19 protein-coding genes are annotated in these 18,322 nt (G+C 29.5%); 5 read left to right on the forward strand and 14 right to left on the reverse strand.

Annotation, left to right across the window (positions count from 1 at the left end):
• Window positions 1-60 precede the first annotated feature (60 nt).
• Together HRT41_05925 and nadA are read right to left on the reverse strand one after the other, a co-directional pair.
• Window positions 61-882 carry a carboxylating nicotinate-nucleotide diphosphorylase gene (locus tag HRT41_05925; protein ID NQY23550.1) on the reverse strand — a complete coding sequence of 274 codons (822 nt, stop codon included), beginning with the start codon at window positions 880-882 and terminating at the stop codon, window positions 61-63.
• Window positions 879-1,868, reverse strand: a complete 990-nt coding sequence (gene nadA, locus HRT41_05930) for a quinolinate synthase NadA (GenBank protein NQY23551.1) — start codon at window positions 1,866-1,868, stop codon at window positions 879-881. Before nadA ends, HRT41_05925 begins: the two co-directional genes overlap by 4 nt.
• A 192-nt stretch (window positions 1,869-2,060) precedes the next feature.
• On the opposite strand from nadA, the gene plsY reads away from it, so the two are divergent.
• The 5 genes from plsY (at window position 2,061) to prfB (ending at window position 6,303) form a co-directional block, all read left to right on the forward strand.
• On the forward strand, window positions 2,061-2,681 hold the full coding sequence (gene plsY, locus HRT41_05935; GenBank protein NQY23552.1) for a glycerol-3-phosphate 1-O-acyltransferase PlsY: 621 nt from the start codon (window positions 2,061-2,063) through the stop codon (window positions 2,679-2,681).
• 167 nt (window positions 2,682-2,848) lie between these two features.
• Window positions 2,849-3,160 (forward strand): dihydroneopterin aldolase, encoded by a 312-nt coding sequence (locus HRT41_05940; GenBank protein NQY23553.1) that lies wholly within the window; start codon window positions 2,849-2,851, stop codon window positions 3,158-3,160.
• Between the two features lie 237 nt (window positions 3,161-3,397).
• On the forward strand, window positions 3,398-4,486 hold the full coding sequence (locus tag HRT41_05945; protein ID NQY23554.1) for a porin: 1,089 nt from the start codon (window positions 3,398-3,400) through the stop codon (window positions 4,484-4,486).
• Window positions 4,487-4,583: 97 nt separating this feature from the next.
• Complete coding sequence (locus HRT41_05950) at window positions 4,584-5,207, forward strand: c-type cytochrome (GenBank protein NQY23555.1); 624 nt, start codon at window positions 4,584-4,586, stop codon at window positions 5,205-5,207.
• 1 nt (window position 5,208) lies between these two features.
• Window positions 5,209-6,303 carry a peptide chain release factor 2 gene (gene prfB, locus HRT41_05955; GenBank protein ID NQY23556.1) on the forward strand — a complete coding sequence of 365 codons (1,095 nt, stop codon included), beginning with the start codon at window positions 5,209-5,211 and terminating at the stop codon, window positions 6,301-6,303.
• A 47-nt stretch (window positions 6,304-6,350) separates the two neighbouring features.
• On the opposite strand, the gene HRT41_05960 is transcribed toward prfB, so the two are convergent.
• The 12 genes from HRT41_05960 to HRT41_06015 form a co-directional block, all read right to left on the reverse strand.
• The gene (locus HRT41_05960) at window positions 6,351-8,693 is read right to left on the reverse strand and encodes a PD-(D/E)XK nuclease family protein (protein ID NQY23557.1); all 2,343 of its coding nucleotides are present in this window, start codon (window positions 8,691-8,693) and stop codon (window positions 6,351-6,353) included.
• On the reverse strand, window positions 8,683-9,246 hold the full coding sequence (locus HRT41_05965; GenBank protein NQY23558.1) for a hypothetical protein: 564 nt from the start codon (window positions 9,244-9,246) through the stop codon (window positions 8,683-8,685). Before HRT41_05965 ends, HRT41_05960 begins: the two co-directional genes overlap by 11 nt.
• Before the next feature lies 1 nt (window position 9,247).
• Window positions 9,248-9,874, reverse strand: coding sequence for a hypothetical protein (locus HRT41_05970; GenBank protein NQY23559.1), 627 nt, complete (start codon window positions 9,872-9,874; stop codon window positions 9,248-9,250).
• A gap of 84 nt (window positions 9,875-9,958) precedes the next feature.
• Window positions 9,959-10,189 carry a DUF4006 family protein gene (locus tag HRT41_05975; protein ID NQY23560.1) on the reverse strand — a complete coding sequence of 77 codons (231 nt, stop codon included), beginning with the start codon at window positions 10,187-10,189 and terminating at the stop codon, window positions 9,959-9,961.
• A 13-nt stretch (window positions 10,190-10,202) separates the two neighbouring features.
• Window positions 10,203-11,093: a c-type cytochrome gene (locus HRT41_05980; protein NQY23561.1), complete on the reverse strand. Its 891-nt coding sequence runs from the start codon at window positions 11,091-11,093 to the stop codon at window positions 10,203-10,205.
• A gap of 1 nt (window position 11,094) precedes the next feature.
• A complete protein-coding gene (locus HRT41_05985) occupies window positions 11,095-11,313 on the reverse strand; it encodes a CcoQ/FixQ family Cbb3-type cytochrome c oxidase assembly chaperone (GenBank protein ID NQY23562.1) in 219 nt (72 codons plus the stop codon).
• Between the two features lie 9 nt (window positions 11,314-11,322).
• Window positions 11,323-12,006 (reverse strand): cytochrome-c oxidase, cbb3-type subunit II, encoded by a 684-nt coding sequence (gene ccoO, locus HRT41_05990; GenBank protein ID NQY23563.1) that lies wholly within the window; start codon window positions 12,004-12,006, stop codon window positions 11,323-11,325.
• Between the two features lie 13 nt (window positions 12,007-12,019).
• Entirely contained in the window at window positions 12,020-13,486 is a 1,467-nt protein-coding gene (gene ccoN, locus HRT41_05995; protein NQY23564.1) for a cytochrome-c oxidase, cbb3-type subunit I, read from the reverse strand.
• 508 nt (window positions 13,487-13,994) lie between these two features.
• Complete coding sequence (gene smpB, locus HRT41_06000) at window positions 13,995-14,468, reverse strand: SsrA-binding protein SmpB (GenBank protein ID NQY23565.1); 474 nt, start codon at window positions 14,466-14,468, stop codon at window positions 13,995-13,997.
• Complete coding sequence (locus HRT41_06005) at window positions 14,455-15,225, reverse strand: 4-(cytidine 5'-diphospho)-2-C-methyl-D-erythritol kinase (GenBank protein ID NQY23566.1); 771 nt, start codon at window positions 15,223-15,225, stop codon at window positions 14,455-14,457. The genes smpB and HRT41_06005 overlap by 14 nt, the downstream gene beginning before the upstream one ends.
• The gene (gene truB / locus HRT41_06010; GenBank protein NQY23567.1) at window positions 15,225-16,073 is read right to left on the reverse strand and encodes a tRNA pseudouridine(55) synthase TruB; all 849 of its coding nucleotides are present in this window, start codon (window positions 16,071-16,073) and stop codon (window positions 15,225-15,227) included. The genes HRT41_06005 and truB overlap by 1 nt, the downstream gene beginning before the upstream one ends.
• Window positions 16,074-16,266: 193 nt before the next feature.
• The gene (locus HRT41_06015) at window positions 16,267-18,321 is read right to left on the reverse strand and encodes a UvrD-helicase domain-containing protein (protein ID NQY23568.1); all 2,055 of its coding nucleotides are present in this window, start codon (window positions 18,319-18,321) and stop codon (window positions 16,267-16,269) included.
• Between the last annotated feature and the right edge of the window lies 1 nt (window position 18,322).

The raw sequence follows: 18,322 nt of genomic DNA on the forward strand, positions 1-18,322 counted from the left end.
GACAAAAATTATATCTCAGACGAAGAGTAGGAGAAAAAGGCAATAAGTTATACCTCTATTTTAGTCGAATTTCATTGAGAAGTCTAACCACGTTGCTTGATGAATCATTGAACCCGAACTCAAAGCATCAACCCCAGATAAAGCATACTCTCTAACAGTCTCCAAAGAAATGTTTCCAGAAGCTTCAATTAATATATGAGAATGATTTTCATCTCTGTATTTTATAACTTCTTTGATTTCTTGGGGTTTCATATTATCACACATTATAATATCAGCTCCTGCATGCATAGCTGTTTCTACTTGTGCAAAGGTCTCACATTCAATTTCTATTTTAGTAACCCAAGAAATTCGTTTACGCGCTTTTTTTATAAATTCTTCTAAATTATCAATAGTTCTTAAGTGAGTATCTTTAATCATTAAACAATCATCTAATCCTAAGCGGTGATTAATAGCTCCACCCACTCTAGTTGCATATTTTTCAAATTCTCTTAATTGTGGTCTTGTTTTTCTAGTATCTAACATAACTACGTCTAAATCTTCTATTTTTTTAACATAAGAATTTGCCATAGTAGCAATGCCACTTGCATGTTGTAAAAGATTTAAAAAAGTACGTTCGCTTGAAAGTAAAACAGAAGCTTTACCTTCTAACTCAGCAATGATATCCCCTTTTTTGAGAACATCCCCATCGTGTTTTAAAAACTTACAGTCAAATCTTTCTGTTCTTGCTAATACTTTTGCATACTTAACACCCGCCAAAATTCCATCTGCTTTTGCTATTGCTCTTGCTTTAAAACGTCCTTTTGGGGCAATATCAAAGAATAAATCACCTCGCCCATTGTCTTCTATAATTGCGTTTTTAACGAATTTTTTTATGTGAATCATACTTCAAACATCCTTTCTAATGCTACTCTTGCCCATTTTATTACGTCTTTATCTACAAAAACTTCATTTTCTTTTTTAACCGTATCGTTTTTAATATCAAGCAATACTTTATATACTTCTTCAAGTGTTGTTTCATTCATTGTTGGACACTCAGGTTTAGTTGAGCTTAAAATATAGGTATTTTTAGTTCGTAAACGTGAAACCATATTGTATTCAGTACCCACTGCTACTTTTTGCTCAATTGGTAATTCTTTAATATATTTAATTAACTGTGAAGTGGAACCTACAAAATCAGCCAAATCACAAATTGAGGGATCACATTCAGGATGGACTGCTATTAAGATACCAGGATATTTTTCTCTATAAAACTCAATATCATCTACTGAAAACAATTGATGAACCGAACAAAAACCATTGTAACAAATAACATCAGCATCTTGTAAATTTTCATCTTCGCCAATTACTGCTGATTTTAGATTCATTTGTTTGGCAAAGTTTTGCCCCAAACAGCGATCAGGTAAAAAAAGAATCTTTTTTCCCGATTTCAGACCTTTTTCTATTATTTTATAAGCATTAGAAGAAGTACATACCAATCCACCCATTTCACCCACACGTGCTTTTACAGCTGCACTTGAGTTAATATACGTAATAGGCAAAATATCTTCTTTTTTTATTCCAGCTTTTCTAAGTGTTTCTATACTTTCATCATAATACAACTCATCAATCATTCTAGCCATTGCACAACAGGCAACTTTTGGCATGATTACTCTTTTATGAGGTGCTAATACTTTTACACTCTCACCCATAAAACCAACCCCACAAAATACAATATTGTGAGCATCTGTTTCTACTGCTTTTTTTGCAAGTTCTAAAGAATCACCTGTTATATCACCAATATCAAAGACTTCATCTCTTTGATAAAAGTGAGCAACAATAGTTACATCTAATTCTTCTTTTAAAGCCAATACTTTTTGTTTTAAATTCAATTCCAACCTTTGCGCTTAAAATTATTCATTTTTCTAAGCCTTAAGTAATACTATTTTATATGCGAATATAACTAAATTTTTGTTATAATCCTTTTAAATTATAAAAAATTACTTTAAAATTTAATATTACTTTGAATGTTACGTATATATAAGGTCATCATTTTATAAAAGATTGTTTGAAAGAAGGTTTGTATGGATTTTATAAATGAAAATCTGTTTTTTTATTTATTGGCGTATTTAGTTGGTTCTATTCCTTTTGGTTTACTAATAGCGAAAACATTTGCAGGGGTTAATATCAAAGAATTGGGAAGTAAATCTATTGGAGCAACAAACGTTTTAAGAGTAGTAAAAGAAATTAATCCTTCTTTGGCTAAAAAACTTGCAGGGGCTACTTTGGTTCTTGATGCTATTAAAGGTACTATTATTTTATTAATTGCTTCTGCTTATGGATTAAGTATGGAAAGTTTATGGGCTGTAGCAGTATTATCAATTATTGGGCATTGTTACAGCATATATTTAGGGCTGGAAGGTGGAAAAGGAGTGGCTACTGGATTGGGTGTATTTTTAGTACTTCTTCCTATTCCTACTTTAATAGGAGGTCTTGTATGGGGCTTTTGTGCAAAAGTACTTAAAATCTCATCAATCTCATCTCTACTAGGTTTATTAGCCGTAGTAATAGCTGCACTAGTCTTAAACAATGGTTTAGAAATAAACTCAAATGTACCTATGTATTTAATTATGTTTATCATATATTATAAACACATACCTAATATTGTTAGATTGTTTAAAGGGGAAGAGAAAAAAGCTATCTAACATAGCTTTTTTCTCTGAGTAAAAGAAAGGCCATATAAATGGCGTTTTTCTTCTGAGTAAAAAAAGGCGATCTGCTGATTTTTTCTCTGAGTCTAACCTTCAACAACCCCTTCCAAATAAATTCACAAAATACAAAAAATCCCACCATATATATACAAGGACTAAAAATGAAAATACAAATCAAAGAACTAAGCTTCAACTGCATCATAGGAATACTTCCAATAGAAAGAATAAAAGAACAAAAAGTAATCATCAACGCATCCTTTATTTATACTTATCAAAAAGATTCTTTCATTGATTATTCCCTCGTTGCTAATGATATAAAAAACATCATGATAAATAAAAAATTTGAATTACTTGAAGATGCCCTACTTTTCATCAAAAATGATTTAGAGACATCTTACAAGATGAAAAAACTCAGATTAAAAATCACAAAACCGGATATTCTTCCTGATTGTTTTGTATCAGTTTCATTATAAAAACAAAAAAAAACCTATTAATATTCTATAAATAGTACATTTTGTATAGCATTTTCTTAAATTTGGCAAAAATTTGGCAAATTTACATCTCGTTTAAGTTAAATTTAAAAATATTCCTTGTAGTATTTTCTCAACGGTCTTTCAGGAAAGTCTTTTTATGCCAAGCAATTGGAAAAAAGGCAGTTCGCGCGCCCTGATTACTGATTAAAAATAAATTTCGAAATTTTAGGAGAACAAATGAAAAAAATCGCAAAAATGAGTTTAGTAGCTGCATTGGCTATATCTGGATTAACATCTGCATCTGCAGTTGATTTAACTGAAGCAATCAAAGGTGTTAAAGTATCTGGATTTGTATCTTACACTATGGAAAAAGTAAACAACAGTAACAAAGCAACTGCTGATAAAGATGGTCAACATGATCTTGATATAAGAATCCAAGCTGTTATTCCTGTTAACGATATGGTTACTGCGACAATCAGATTAGATGAAAAAGAAGATGATGATGAAAAAGAAGATGGTGTAGATTCTTCTTCTTTATCTTTAGAGGTAGATAGAGCTTACTTTACATACAAAAACTCTATGTTTACTACAAATTTTGGTTTAATGTCAGCTCCATTAACTGATGGTTCAAATGCAGATGGAATCTCTTTCTCTAAAGACTTTGGAGCTATTGCATTAACTGCTGGTTACGCATACTCAAATGCTACAACTGCTAATGGTGCAGATGATTTAGCATACATTACTGCAAATGGTTCAATTGATCCTGTATCATATTATGTAACTTATGTTGCACAAATTGGTACTGTAGGTACTGCTAAAACTGATGCAAACTTCTTAGCTTTAGGTCTATCTGGAAATATTGAAATGATTTCTTTAGGTTTAGATTATGCTCAAATGACTGGTTTAGACGGTACTAAAGATCAAAATCAAGTTAAAGTATCTATTGGTGCTGATTTAGGTATGGTTTCTTTAGGTTTAGCTTATGCAGCTAATGATAAAGATGGTGGAGAAACTACTGTTAGTCAAGATGATACTGCTGCATCAAATATTTCTGTAGCTGGTATTGAATTACAAGATCATGCTGATGCTTCTGCTATTCAAGCAAGTATTGCTTTTGATATCAATGCAACTAACAATGTTAAATTAACATATGTTTCTTTAGACCAAGATGTATCTGGTACTAATGATATGACTGCATATAAATTAACTTATACAAATAAAATGTCTTCAAACTTCTCAGTTTATGCAAACTATGAGTCAACTGACATAGATAATACAAATAATGATAAATCAGAATTAACTTTAGGTGCTAAATACTCTTTCTAGTATTTTTTACTTAATTGTTAAAATATTAAAAGCCTGAGGATTTTCCTTAGGCTTTTTTTATTTGTTATATGCTATTATCCTAGCCAAAGGATAATTAATGATCAAAAATAAAACTCTTAAATTTTTACTTCTATCACTTTTAGCTACTAGCAGTTTATATGCTCAACAAACCTTATGTTATAAAGAAAATTTAACATCCATCTCACAAATTGAATATGTCAATCTAGATGGTGGCCTATGTAAGGGTGAAAAAAATCTTCAAGATATGAAAAATGACTCATGGATAATTGATGATGTTAAAATAAATCCTAATAATGGAACATATTCTTTTACTTATATTTTTAAAAAATACAATCAACAAAATGTCTCTAGTGACAATATTGATGAAAAAATCAATAAAATATTAGCCCAAAGAAAAGTAAAAGCAAAAAAAGAAAGAAAAGCAAAAATACTTCTTGCAAAAAAACAAAGAGTAATTGATGGAAAAACCTTATATGAAAGTAAATGTTCAACCTGTCATGGTATTGATGGAAATAAACGATCAAGGTTTTATGATAAATTATCAGAAATTCATGAGTTTACCTATTTTCAGCAAATGAAAGCTTATGGTGTAGGAGCTGTAAAATCTCCTCTTGCTTATCAAATGAATTCTGTTTCTCAATTTTTGAGCGATAAAGAAATAACCAATATTTATTTATATCTTAGAACATTAAAGAACTAATTTGGATGCTTATGAATACAGAGAGCTTTTAAAAAAACTCAATACTAAAGTGAGTAATATTCAGGGGATTTTAAAACCCGATGAGATTGAAGCTAGGCTTAATGAAATACAAACAGATGAAGCACAACAAGAGTTTTGGAGCGATGTTGAAAATGCTACAAAAATTGGTATTGAAAAAAACAGGCTTTTATCTAAATTGGCTAAGTATAAAAAAGCCTACGAAGCAATTGAAGGAACAAATGAATTATTTGAACTTGCTAGTGAAGAAAAAGACGAAGATACCTTCGAGCTTCTTTATGAAGAAGCTCCCTCTTTGCAAGAACTCATCTTAAAAATAGAAATTGAAGTCATGTTAAGTAATCCTGATGATGCGTCTAATGCTATTGTTACTATTCATCCAGGCGCAGGTGGAACTGAGAGTCAAGACTGGGCTGAGATGTTGTACAGAATGTATTTAAGATGGGCTGAGAGGCAAAACTATAAGATTGAACTACTTGACTACCAAAAAGGTGATGAAGCCGGAATTAAAGATGTATCCTTTATTATTAAAGGCGAAAATGCTTACGGGTATTTAAAAGCGGAAAATGGAATTCACCGTTTGGTTCGTATTTCTCCTTTTGATTCTAATTCAAAAAGACATACCTCTTTTTCTTCTGTGATGGTTAGCCCTGAGGTTGATGATGATATTGATATTGTAATTGAAGACAAAGATATTAGAATTGATACCTATAGAGCAAGTGGAGCAGGAGGGCAACACGTTAATAAAACGGAGTCAGCCATACGAATTACTCATATAGCTACAAACGTTGTTGTACAGTGTCAAAATGACCGCTCACAGCACAAAAATAAAGCAAGTGCAATGAAGATGTTAAAATCTCGTTTATATGAACTAGAATTAGAAGAACAACAAGCCTTAAAAGATGGGGTTGAAAAATCAGAAATTGGTTGGGGTCATCAAATAAGATCGTATGTTATGCAACCTTACCAACAAGTAAAAGATACCCGCTCAAATATTGCTTATTCCAATATTGATGCAATATTAGATGGAGATATAACAAAAATAATAGAAGATGTATTAATAGCAACTGCAAAATAATAGTTTTTTTCAAAAATAATTAGAGGATAAAGATATTTATCCTCTATTTATCGTTTACAAATTGTTTTATAATCACAGTATAAACAGGTAGCTTTTTCTTCACATTTTGTAAAATTAACACTTGTGGTTTTAAACCCTTCTAAATGGGCGTACAAAAGCTGTAGTTTTTCATCCAATACCACTTCTTCTAATAGTTTCATTTTACTTAAGTCATAATAAAAAACATTTATATTTTTATTTTTATAAAGCTCTCTCATTGCCAAATAATAAAACTCTAATTGAAAATCCTTGCTTTTTGCATACGTTTTCAAGGTATCTACTTTTAATGATGAAGAGGTTTTATAATCAAGTACTTCATAAGAATCATCTAATTCATCTACTCTATCAATCACTCCACTTAAAGTAATGCCATCAACTTGAATTGAGAATTTTTTCTCCAAGTGTAACACTTTTCTTTTATTTTGAAATCTTCTTAACTCAAGCTCAACAAAATCTTTTAGTTTTTCTCTCCATACTTCTAATTCAAAACTCAAAAAGGCATTTTTTGCTTTGTGTTTATTAAATACTTGCATTAAACTTTGATAAGAAATATCATTGTTGTTGGTATAAAAATCTTCCAGGGTTTCATGAATAATGGAACCCAATTCATAACCTTTTGGTTTTAAAGAAATATCGTGTTCTTTTAGATGGGCAATATATTTTAAATAATACTTTCGTTTACATTCCAAATACACTTTTAAAGAAGTAGATGACCAGCTTTGTTTTGATAAATCAATATCTAGAAATATTTCTTTATCAAAATGCTGTATTTTATTGTTTGTATATAAAATACTTTTATATTTTTCATCTTGAACGTAAGGCGAAATTTTAAAATCAAAGAGTTCTTGAGCAAAACGTGAAATGCTAGAGCTTTCATTAGAAACAAAAGAAATATATACGTTTTTAGCTTTCTCTATTACGCGTTTGTAATAATACTTTTGTAAGTTTTGCCTGTCTATATTCGTAGGAAGTTTTGCTAAGGCTTTTACAGTAGTTGATAAGAATTTATCTTTAACAGAGCGTTTGGGAATAAAACTTTCATTAAAATCCACAATAATCAAACCCTCAAAACTAACATATCGGCTTTCTAATAAACCTAAAACGGTAATTTTCCCCGAATTAACATCATCCGTACTTAAAGCAGCTATTTTTTGAAAAAGAATTTTGAAAACATCTTTAAACAAAAGTTTTTCATCATAAGTAAACAATAATTTATACAGTTTATACACACATTCATTATAGCGTTCATTAATATCTTCGTTTGTTTCTTCACTTTTAAGATATAAAACTACCGTTTCAAAAGTACTTAAAGAAATTTTTTCATTCCACAAAACTAAAAACTGTTCTTTTATCTCTTTTTCTTCTAATTTTAAATAGTGTAAGTTTTCAATGTTTTTTGAAGACTGTTCTTTTATATACTCATAAATTGCGTAGGTTTTTTTGTACAAAGAAGAGTCATAAATATCAAGACCCATGGCATAGTTAAAATAGCCTTCTGTATCAAATAAGCGCATAGAACTTGCAAATGACTCATCGGGCAGTATTAAAGCTATATTTGACGCTTCTATCCCATCATTTATCATAGTAGTAATACTTTTTTTGATATAAGCAATTTGATTGACTCTGGTATTAAAAGCACAAAGCTCAATATTTTTATTAGAAGATATATATTCTTTTTTTTCTAGTATTGTTTTTGCATTAAAATCTAGAATATAATCATAATTTTCTTCCAAATCAAAACCAACAAAACACTCCAAAGATTTATGATTGTATTCATTGGCATTTAAATGAATAATAATATTTTGATGTTTTGAAATATTTTTTATAATATCAAACTCAACTTTTGTAAAATATCCTTCAAAATACAAATCAATTTTTTTGTATTTTTTTACATAATTCTCATTAATACTATACGAAGCAGCTAAATTAATTTTATCAACGGCTAAGTTTTCATCTAAGATGTTTAGGTAGTTTTTATAAATATTTTTTAATATGCTTAAATGTTTTTCATAAAACTCATAAGTATCTACACTTGAAATTTCATCAATGGATACTTTTTCACTGGAAATCTCTTGAAAAAATCTAAAAATATAATCGCTTTGATGAATAAAAGATGAGAAATCTTTAGCAATTCCCAACGCTTCAAAATTATCCACATTTATAGCTTCTTTTAAATACAGCAAACGCTGTTCTTCATCAATATAGTTTTTATTATTTATTTGAATGGATTTTTTAAAAAAATCATCGATAGTAAGAAAAGTAGGCAATAGTCTATCGTTTTGTTCTGTTTTAATAAACTCTCTTATTGCTCTACTTGTAGGAAATACTTTTAGTTCTTGGTTAAATTGCATTAGACTTTATAAAAAAATACCCTTTTTTACCTGTTTTAGTTTCAACAAAACCAGTTATATTTAAGTTCCCTGCTTTGTCTATTTTTACTATTGTACTATAAGTATTGTTTTTTTGTTCTAAAGAAGCATTATCATAGTTTAAATCTGAATAAGAATTAGTCGCTCGTGATATATTAAACTTGATTTTTATACTTTGTGTTTCTTGTGTTTTTTTATTTTTAACAAAAAACAGTATTTTATTATCTCCCACTTTGTATAAATCTTTGTGCAAAGATTTTTTATCAAGTACACGTTGGGAATAATACACATCTTGAATATCCAGCTTAAGTTTTTGGGAATTAATACTCAAAACAAAATCATACTCTTTTAAAAAATCATGATTAGATTCTACAATTTTATTAAAATCTCTGTCTAAATTATGATAAGAAATTAAAAAACTCTCATCTTCATGAACAGGTGTTTTAATCGCTGAACTTATAGTCCAGAAAATCATGCCAAGTGTAAAGGTAAAAATGCCAATAAAAAATAATGGCCAATAATTTCTAGTTTTCATATTATTTCTTTTTTGAACGTAAAACGATAATTGTGTAAGCTATTATTCCAAAAAGCACCAAGGAGTACATTAATACTCTCCAAATTGCAGAAAAAGTTCTTCCCGAATCTCCAAGAGCAGAATCAAGTTTTTCTATTCCCTTAAAACTAACTATTTGAGCTGCAATTTCATCATATCCATTTAATACAGCCGCGCTTACTTTTGCAAGCGTTGAATTTTTGTCTTTGGAAGCCAATAAAGGAATAACATAAGAATCAAGAATATCATCTTTATCAAGTGCTTTTAATAAGTCTTTAGATCTTAATAAATTAACATGGGTTTGATCCAAAGAAAAAGTCAATACCACATAAGGTTTTTCTAGGTTTTGCACTAATCTTTGTTCATACTCTTTTATAAAAGCAATTTTTTCTTTTGTTGTAATATTAGTTTTCATGCCAAAATTATTTTTAACATGAACATAAATACTTATCTGTGTTTTACTTTTGAGTTCATTTCCAATTTCGTTGATTTTAATAACGGTTCTTTTATCTATTAAAGAACCCGAATCTAAGGTAAAATCATTAGCAGCAATTAAAGAACTTGTGCCAATAAAAAATCCTAAGAATAAGAGCCTTATAAACTTAACCAATAAAAACCCTTGTACTATCAAAAAATGATTGGTAAATAGTAATTATTGCAGTAATTCCTAATAAAATCCATATAATCTTATCCATTATTCACTCCCTTTTTTACCAACTAAAGTATAATGTTTGTAATTGTCTTTGCTATTAAACTTAATCGCATTAATATCTTGATTTATTTTATAATAATTTTGGGCTTCATTTTGCTGTACAATTATTGCATAATATGTAAGAACACCTAAAATACTTAATAACAATACAACAGCAATTAACATACCTGTTAATCCATGCAGTTTAAAAATTCCACGTTCACTTTCATCCATTGAAGACTTCATTTTATTCTCCTAAACTTCGAATATAAGCAGCAAGTGCTTTTTCTTGTGTATTACTTAGTCTGCCTCTAAAACTAGGCATTGCACCGATTTCTGCTTTTTTACCATCCAATAAAACAGCATGCATTAAAGCATCATCATAAGCTAAGATATTTGGAGCAACATATTCCATACCCTTACCATCAATTCCATGACAAGAAGCACATGCTTCATATGCTGCAGGAGCTTGTCCTTTAAAACCATTTGCGACATAGCTTGAAACTTCATCTATTTCTTTTTCATCGCTTAACATCATAGCTGGCATTCCACCTGGGTAGGCAGTTTTGAAATTATTTGCACCATTTTTAATAATATATTTGACAGAAGACTTTAACACTCTTTTTGTTAAATCCTGAGCTTTTCCATTAATGCCTTCAGCATCAACACCATGACAAGGAGCACACTGCACTAAATACAAAGATTCACCCATAGATTGCAAAGTTTCTTCATCTGCATTGTGCCATTTTTTCTCAAATTTTTCTTTATACTCCAGCGTTTCTTCATTCCACTGTCCAAGTTGAGAATACTGATTCGTTGGATATCCAAGAAGTAAATACCAAATAGCCCAAACAATGGTTCCAATATAAGCCAAAGCCCAACCTTTTGGAACATCATTTTTATATTCACCAATACCATCCCACGATTCATTTGCAAGCTCGCCACTTGCTTTATCGTTTTTGATTTGATTAATATATTTAATAGCTGTAAAAACAGTAATTGCAATAATTGCAAAAGCCCCAAGCATAGTTAAATTATTAATATAATCATCCGTAATAAATGCATCTCCAGCAACAAAATATGTTCCACCCATTAATGCAATAATAAGAATAATTCCACCTATAACCATAGATTTCATTTTAACTCTCCTTCTTTTCTTGTTTTAACTCTCTGTTTTCAAGAGGCTGTGAATGTATTGAATCATCATGAACCAAGTTTGAATATTTTTCATAATCACGCTCACCACTTTTATCTCTTTTATAAATTGAATATGCATACGAATAAAAAACAATACAAACAACAAGTAATAAAAAAAACTTCACATAACCTTGCAAATCAACCAATTCTTGATGTGTCATTACAAATCCTTATTTTAAAGAATTTAAATAAGCAATTAATGCAACAATTTCAGGAATTTTTCCTGCATTCACGGCATCTTTTATTGCTTGATTTTTCATATCAGCAGTAATACCTTTTGCTTCAATAAGAGCTTGTTTCATTGCTTCTTCATACGTTCCTAAAGGAATATCAATTTTTCCATCTCCATTAATATCTACATCATAAGGCGTAGCAAATACATGTTTAATAGTATACGCTTCTCCATAAGAAGTATCCATATCTGTTATATTTGTAAACATATGAGGGTAAGCAGGCATTACAGTACCAGGGACCACAGAAGCAGGATCCATCATATGATTTTCATGCCAATCCGTAGTTCTGTAGTTTCCAACTCTCATTAAATCCGGACCTGTTCTTTTTGATCCCCATAAAAAAGGTCTATCATAGGCATATTCTCCTGATAAAGAATACATACCATATCGGTCAGTTTCAGATTTAAAAGGTCGAATCAATTGTGAATGACACGAGTTACATGAATCTTTAATATAAATATTTCTACCTGCTAATTCTAAAACGGTATAAGGTTTAGTACCAACTGTAGGACGTGATTGTTTTGCAAAATCGGGAATAATTTCAATTATTCCAGCGAATGAAATAAAAATAAACACCAATACTGCAAAAAAGAACGGTCTTTGTTCAAACCAATGAAACATAATTCTTCCTTTCTTAAGCTGCTACAGGAGTAGCATTAGTAGGTTCTTTTTCAAGAACTTCACCAGCGGTTGCTGTTTTATACATATTGTATGAGAACAAAAGAAAACCTACTAAGTATAATAAACCACCAACTGCTCTGATTGTATAATAAGGCTGTAAAACAGTAACCGTATCAATAAAAGAGTAAACCAATGAACCATATTCATCGTAAGCTCTCCACATCATTCCTTGCGTAATTCCAGCAATCCACATTGAAGTAAAATATAAAACAATACCCGTTGTTTGTAACCAAAACTGAGTATCCATTAAAGACTTAGAATAAATCTTTCTTTTATACATTCTTGGTGCCATATGAAATAAACCTGCCATAATCATAAATACAACCCAACCAAGTGTTCCATCATGTACATGTCCAGGAATCCAATCTGTAAAGTGAGCAATAGCATTTACTGATTTTATAGCTTGAATAGGTCCTTCAATAGTTGATAACATATAAAAAGTAGAAGCTAAAATCATAAACTTAATTAAAGTATTGTTTTGTAATTGAGCCCATTGTCCTTTCATTGTTAAAAGCATATTAATAGCAGATCCCCATGAAGGAAGTATTAAAATAACAGACATTACAGAACCCATAGTTTGCATCCAATCAGGAACGGTTGAATAAATCAAATGATGACCACCCGCCCAAAGGTATACAAATAATAAACCCCAAAAAGATAAGATAGATAATTTATATGAATAAATATTTTGTCCCGATTCTTTAGGAAGAAAATAATATACCATTGCAATAATAGGAACAGTTAATACAAATGCAACCGCATTATGCCCATACCACCACTGAACTAATGCATCATTTGTTCCAGAATACATAGAAACAGAATGCATCCATGAACCGTAACCTGAATATAAAGCAGTTGGAACTTCCATTGAATTAAATAGATGAAGCATTGCAATAGCTAAAAAAGATGCTATAAAATACCAAATCGAAATATACAGAGTTCTCTCACGTCTAATACCAATTAAACCAAAAATACCAACTCCCCATAAAAGCCAAAATACAGTAATTAATATATCTAAAGGCCATTCTAATTCAGCGTATTCTTTTGATGTTGTATATCCTGCTAAAAGCGTACCTACAGCTAATAACATAGTAATTAAATATACTGCAAAATGTAATTTTGCAACTATCATTAAAAAAGGTGACTCATTTAATGAAACCTTTAATACTCTTTGAGCAATATAATACCAACAGGCAAAAATACCACTTAATGTAAAACCAAAAATGGCTCCACTTGTATGGATTGGTCGTAATCTACCAAATGTACCGTATTCACCCGCTAAATTGTTTAAATCAGGATATGCCAGTTGAAAAGCAATAATAACACCTACTAACATAGCAATAATTCCAAATAATATAGCGGTAAAAGTAAATGCTTTTGCTACGCTATAGTCATATTCAATAATTGTATCGTTGGACACAATGGACTCCTTTAGTTTTTCTTAAGCTCTTGCTTTTGAATCTTTAGTAACAATATAACTCAATTAAAATGAAATTAACCTTAACAATTGATTATTTTTTTTAAGGTTAAATTAATATATCTACATTTCGTTATTTATTTAGGCTTATAGTAACAAAATATATTCTGAATTTCATTGATGAATATCAAGACACATAACACATATATTATTTATTAAGTACTGTATAAAGTCTATACAAGACAAATATTGTCCTATTTTATTTTATTCTAAATTTACGATGTAGTCGTATTTAATTTTATATTAAGTAATTATTTTATTTCTAAAAACATTAGTTTAATAATAAATACAGTTATTAAAGATAATTATGTAGCTCACAAATATAAGTATAACTAATATTCGAATTAATATATAATTTTATATTTAATTAATAAATAATTTTTAGTAAATTTTGAAAGTTTTTAAAAAAATAAGTGATTCGATAGTAGTGTAAATGGGATTGGAAATAAAACTATTTCCAATCTTTTAGTGCTATTTGTGTTTCTCTTTTTAGTGTTCGCTCTTTTAGGTCATTTCTTTTATCATAAAGTTTTTTACCCTCAGCCGTAGCTATTTGCATTTTTAACATATTTCGTTTATTAAAGTAGAGTTTTAATGGCACAATAGTAAGACCATCTTTCATAACTCTTTCATGAATCTTATTAATCTCTTTTCTATGAAGTAATAGTTTTCGTTCACGACGTTCGTCTGGTCGATAAGAAGCATGAGCAGTGCTTAAGTGAGTAATATGCATATTAAAAACAAAAAGCTCATTTTTAACTACTCTAATATGAGAATCTTTTAAATTAACTCTTCCTTCTCGTATTGCTTTTACTTCAGAACCTTGAAGCTCAATTCCTGCTTCATATGTTTCTAGAATATTAAAATCATGCCAGGCTTTTTTATTCTTAAACGATAGTATTTTTTTAACTTTATCTTTTGCCATTCTTAACCTTAAAAAAAGTACTTCCAGAACCTGAGAAGTACCAATTATTTTTTTCATTTTCTTTTAAAGAAGGATAAAGCGTATATGCAGCTTGATATAAATCATTCGCTTCTTTTATATCCATAATTTTTAATACATCTATTGACTTCATAGACATTAGTTTATTTTTTTCTTCAAGTGATACTGCACGATAAAAATCTGCCCTGTACTTTTGATAGATTTTTACAGTATTACAAGAAATTGAAGGAGTGTAAGTTTCTATCTCTAAAGATTCTTCTTTATACTCTTCTACAACTTCACCTATACCACTGACATTTGCACTGTCATATTCATAAACAAAAAAAGCAACATCTGCCCCTATTTTAGAGCCAATGTTAGCCAGTTCATCTTTTCTTAAGTTTAAAGAAAAATACTCATTACACATATTTAAAAAACACGCACAATTTGAGCTTCCTCCCCCTAAACCAGCAAATTCTGGAATATTTTTTTCTACTTTGACCTTAATAGTTTTAAATTCTTCTTCTAAAAAAGAAAAACGTTCTTTTAAGAGAAAGTAAGCTTTGTAAATGGTATTTTGAGAAGTTTCACAGCCAAAATTCCCTTCCAAGGTAAATGTTTTATTTTTGGCAGGAATAAAAGAAATAAAATCATATAAATTCTTTACTCGTACAAAACGAGAAGCCAATTCATGATAGTTTCCTCTTTTTCCTGTAATTTTTAAAAAAATATTTACTTTTGCATAGGATTTTTTTTGCACTATAATAAAACCTTATTTAACAAATATTTAACTTCTTTGTTTTCTATTTGAATTATACTAAAAAAGTCATCAAAAACAATCAAGTATTTACCTTCATCTTTTATTTCCAAATAATCAAGAGCTATTTTTTTACCAAAGTCTAACCATTCTTTAGTCCCCGTATATTTATTTCTTGGGATATCCAAATAATCCAAAGGATTTAAATCTTTTTCATTATCATAAAAAAACTTCCCTTCATTTAATCTCTCTAAATAAGATAACGTTCCTACACGATCAAGCTTTTTTAATAATTCTTGTGCAAGAGAACGAATATATGAACCTTCGGATACTGTTGCTTCAAAAGTAAGAAAAGGATGAGAATAAGATAAAAATTTAGTATCAACAATAGTCATAGTTGATTCTTTCATTTTAACATCAATTCCTGCACGTGCTAAATCATAAGCACGTTTCCCATCTATTTTTTTAGCCGAGTATTTAGGAGGAAAATAAGTAATATCACCTATTAAGTTTTTGATTTCTTCTTTTATTAACGCTTCACTTACTATTTCACATTCTTCATTTGAGTGAATATTCTCTAAATCCAAAGATTCAGAGCTTGCCCCTAACCAAATAGTAGTACGATACGATTTAGGTGTTTTTTCCAAATAATTAAAAAGTTTAGAATATTGCCCAAAAGCAACAATCAAACACCCTTTTGCAAAAGGATCTAATGTTCCAGAAAAACCTGCTTTTTTATTCTTATATTTTCTCTTAATTCTATTCAAATAAGAATTAGAAGACATAAACATAGGTTTTTTAACTACCACTAATTTGTTCAAAGGTTCTTTATCATAAAGTCGTTTTTGCATTAATCTACTTTTTATTTTTTAATATTAATTTAATTTTTTATTTAAAATGTTCTTTAAAATAGGGGAAGAAAGGGATAGATTTTGTCATAAATCAAGGCGGAGATATAAATTCATGAGAAGCTTACACTAGTAAGTGCCGATTGAATTTATATCTCCAACGCAGAGTTAGGGCAGAAGCTAGCGCTTTATTACCCTATTTTTTTTCTACGAAAGAGGAAAGTATGTCTCTCTTGCTTCCACCAAAGTTAATCGTCAACTTATACTCTTTACCAACTTTATTACTCTTCTCCACCCTACCCATTCCAAATATTTTATGAGTAACCATATCGCCTTTTCTAAAATCCGAGCGTCTCTCAATTTTTAATGAGCCTTTTATCAAGCCAGATTCACTTAAGAACCTCGATTTTGTAAGCATTGCACGTTTACCTTTATAAAATCGAGAGTGAACAAAAGACAAAGTCAAAGTATCCATTGCTCTTGTAAATGCAACATATCCTAAGCGTCTTTCTTCTTCAAGATTACTTCCATCCCCAATAAGAGGAAAAAATCCTTCTTCAAGCCCTATTACAAAAAGATGTTTGTATTCTAAACCTTTTGAAGCATGAATACTCATCATTGAAACTGCTTCATTAAAAAGTTTATCTTGTTCCGATTCTAAAGAAATTTCATTTAAAAAATCTTCTAAATTTAAATGTGGATTTTGCATAAAATAATCTCTAATAAAACCTGAAAATTCATCAATATTTGCCTGTCTATCCATACCATCTGGAGCATTATCATAAGATGAACGGTAATCAAATATCTCTTCAAAAGCGTCTAAAAATCTCATTTTAGATTCTTCTAATACATCTTTTAAATCCAAAACTGAAGCAATAAATACTTTTAAAGTACGGCTGTTCTTTTTTCCAACCAGCAGAATTAATTCTTCTGGGCTTAAATCATCAATAAGTTTAAAAATTGGTTTTTTATCTTGAATTGATCTGGCGTCTAGTTTATCTATTGTTGTTTTTCCTATTCCACGTTTTGGTTTATTTACTATTCGTTTAAAAGAAAAATTATCAGTTGGATTGGTAAGTATTCTAAAATAAGCGATTAAATCTTTAATCTCAGCTCTTTCATAAAACTTCATTCCACCAACTAATTTATAAGGAAGTCCTGCTTTATTAAACCCTTCTTCAAGCGATCGTGAAAGCGCATTCACTCTAAATAAAATTGCAATATCACTGGCACACTCACCTGCTAATAGGAGTTTTTTTATATCATCAACTAATTTTCTTGTTTCTTCATTTTCATCATGAGATTCATAAAGTTTAACTGAATCTCCTTTATGTCGTGTTCCTCTTAAATTTTTACCTAATCTGTTTCTGTTATGTTCAATTAACTGATTGGCATGATTTAAAATAGTATCTGTTGAGCGATAATTTTCTTCAAGTTTTATAACTACTGTATCTTTAAAGTGTTCCGTAAAATTTAAAATATTTTTAATCGTTGCACCTCTCCAGCCGTAAATACTTTGATCATCATCACCAACTACACAAAGGTTATTATGAGTACAACATAAAGCACGTAATAACTTGTATTGTAATTCATTTGTATCTTGATACTCATCAACCATGATATATTGATATTTTGCAGATACTTCTTTTGCTAGTTCTTTATTTTTATCCATAATTTTATAAGGCAATAATAATAAATCATCAAAATCAACTAGATTATTTTTTAATAAATATGCTTCATATTTTTCATAAATATCTGCGATTTGAGTATAAAGTTTTAGTTGTGCACTTTGTTTTACTTCAAAGGGAGATAAAATACTGTTTTTATATTTTGAAATTTCATTTGCCATTAAAGCAGTCGTTATTTCTTTATCAATACTTCTTAAAATTCTTTTTTTATCGTCTGTATCAATAATAATAAAATTATTTTTTCTATCCAATACTTGCATATGCAGTTTTAAAAATAACAAACCAAATTTATGAAAAGTACATAATAAAGGAGGAGTATTAATAAGATTTGGGTCAATCAAAGAAAAAGCACGTTCTCTCATTTCTTTTGCTGATTTATTTGTAAATGTCAGGGTTAAAATAGAGCTAGGATCAATTCCAATAGAAATTAAATAAGCCAGTCTTGTGGTTATTGTTTTTGTTTTACCAGAACCTGCACCTGCTAAAATAAGCAAAGGTCCATCAATATGCTGTGAGGCTTTTTGTTGAGATTCATTTAAAGTAGCTAAAAAATTTTCTGACATT

The organism is Campylobacteraceae bacterium (assembly GCA_013215945.1).
Lineage (GTDB): Bacteria > Campylobacterota > Campylobacteria > Campylobacterales > Arcobacteraceae > NORP36.

Coding starts and splice junctions, on each gene's coding strand:
- HRT41_05925 (NQY23550.1), bottom strand. CDS start 882: ATGATTCACATAAAAAAATTCGTTAAAAACGCAATTATAGAAGACAAT.
- plsY (NQY23552.1), top strand. CDS start 2,061: ATGGATTTTATAAATGAAAATCTGTTTTTTTATTTATTGGCGTATTTA.
- HRT41_05940 (NQY23553.1), top strand. CDS start 2,849: ATGAAAATACAAATCAAAGAACTAAGCTTCAACTGCATCATAGGAATA.
- HRT41_05945 (NQY23554.1), top strand. CDS start 3,398: ATGAAAAAAATCGCAAAAATGAGTTTAGTAGCTGCATTGGCTATATCT.
- HRT41_05950 (NQY23555.1), top strand. CDS start 4,584: ATGATCAAAAATAAAACTCTTAAATTTTTACTTCTATCACTTTTAGCT.
- HRT41_05960 (NQY23557.1), bottom strand. CDS start 8,693: ATGCAATTTAACCAAGAACTAAAAGTATTTCCTACAAGTAGAGCAATA.
- HRT41_05965 (NQY23558.1), bottom strand. CDS start 9,246: ATGAAAACTAGAAATTATTGGCCATTATTTTTTATTGGCATTTTTACC.
- HRT41_05975 (NQY23560.1), bottom strand. CDS start 10,189: ATGGATGAAAGTGAACGTGGAATTTTTAAACTGCATGGATTAACAGGT.
- HRT41_05980 (NQY23561.1), bottom strand. CDS start 11,093: ATGAAATCTATGGTTATAGGTGGAATTATTCTTATTATTGCATTAATG.
- HRT41_05985 (NQY23562.1), bottom strand. CDS start 11,313: ATGACACATCAAGAATTGGTTGATTTGCAAGGTTATGTGAAGTTTTTT.
- ccoO (NQY23563.1), bottom strand. CDS start 12,006: ATGTTTCATTGGTTTGAACAAAGACCGTTCTTTTTTGCAGTATTGGTG.
- smpB (NQY23565.1), bottom strand. CDS start 14,468: ATGGCAAAAGATAAAGTTAAAAAAATACTATCGTTTAAGAATAAAAAA.
- truB (NQY23567.1), bottom strand. CDS start 16,073: ATGCAAAAACGACTTTATGATAAAGAACCTTTGAACAAATTAGTGGTA.
- HRT41_06015 (NQY23568.1), bottom strand. CDS start 18,321: ATGTCAGAAAATTTTTTAGCTACTTTAAATGAATCTCAACAAAAAGCC.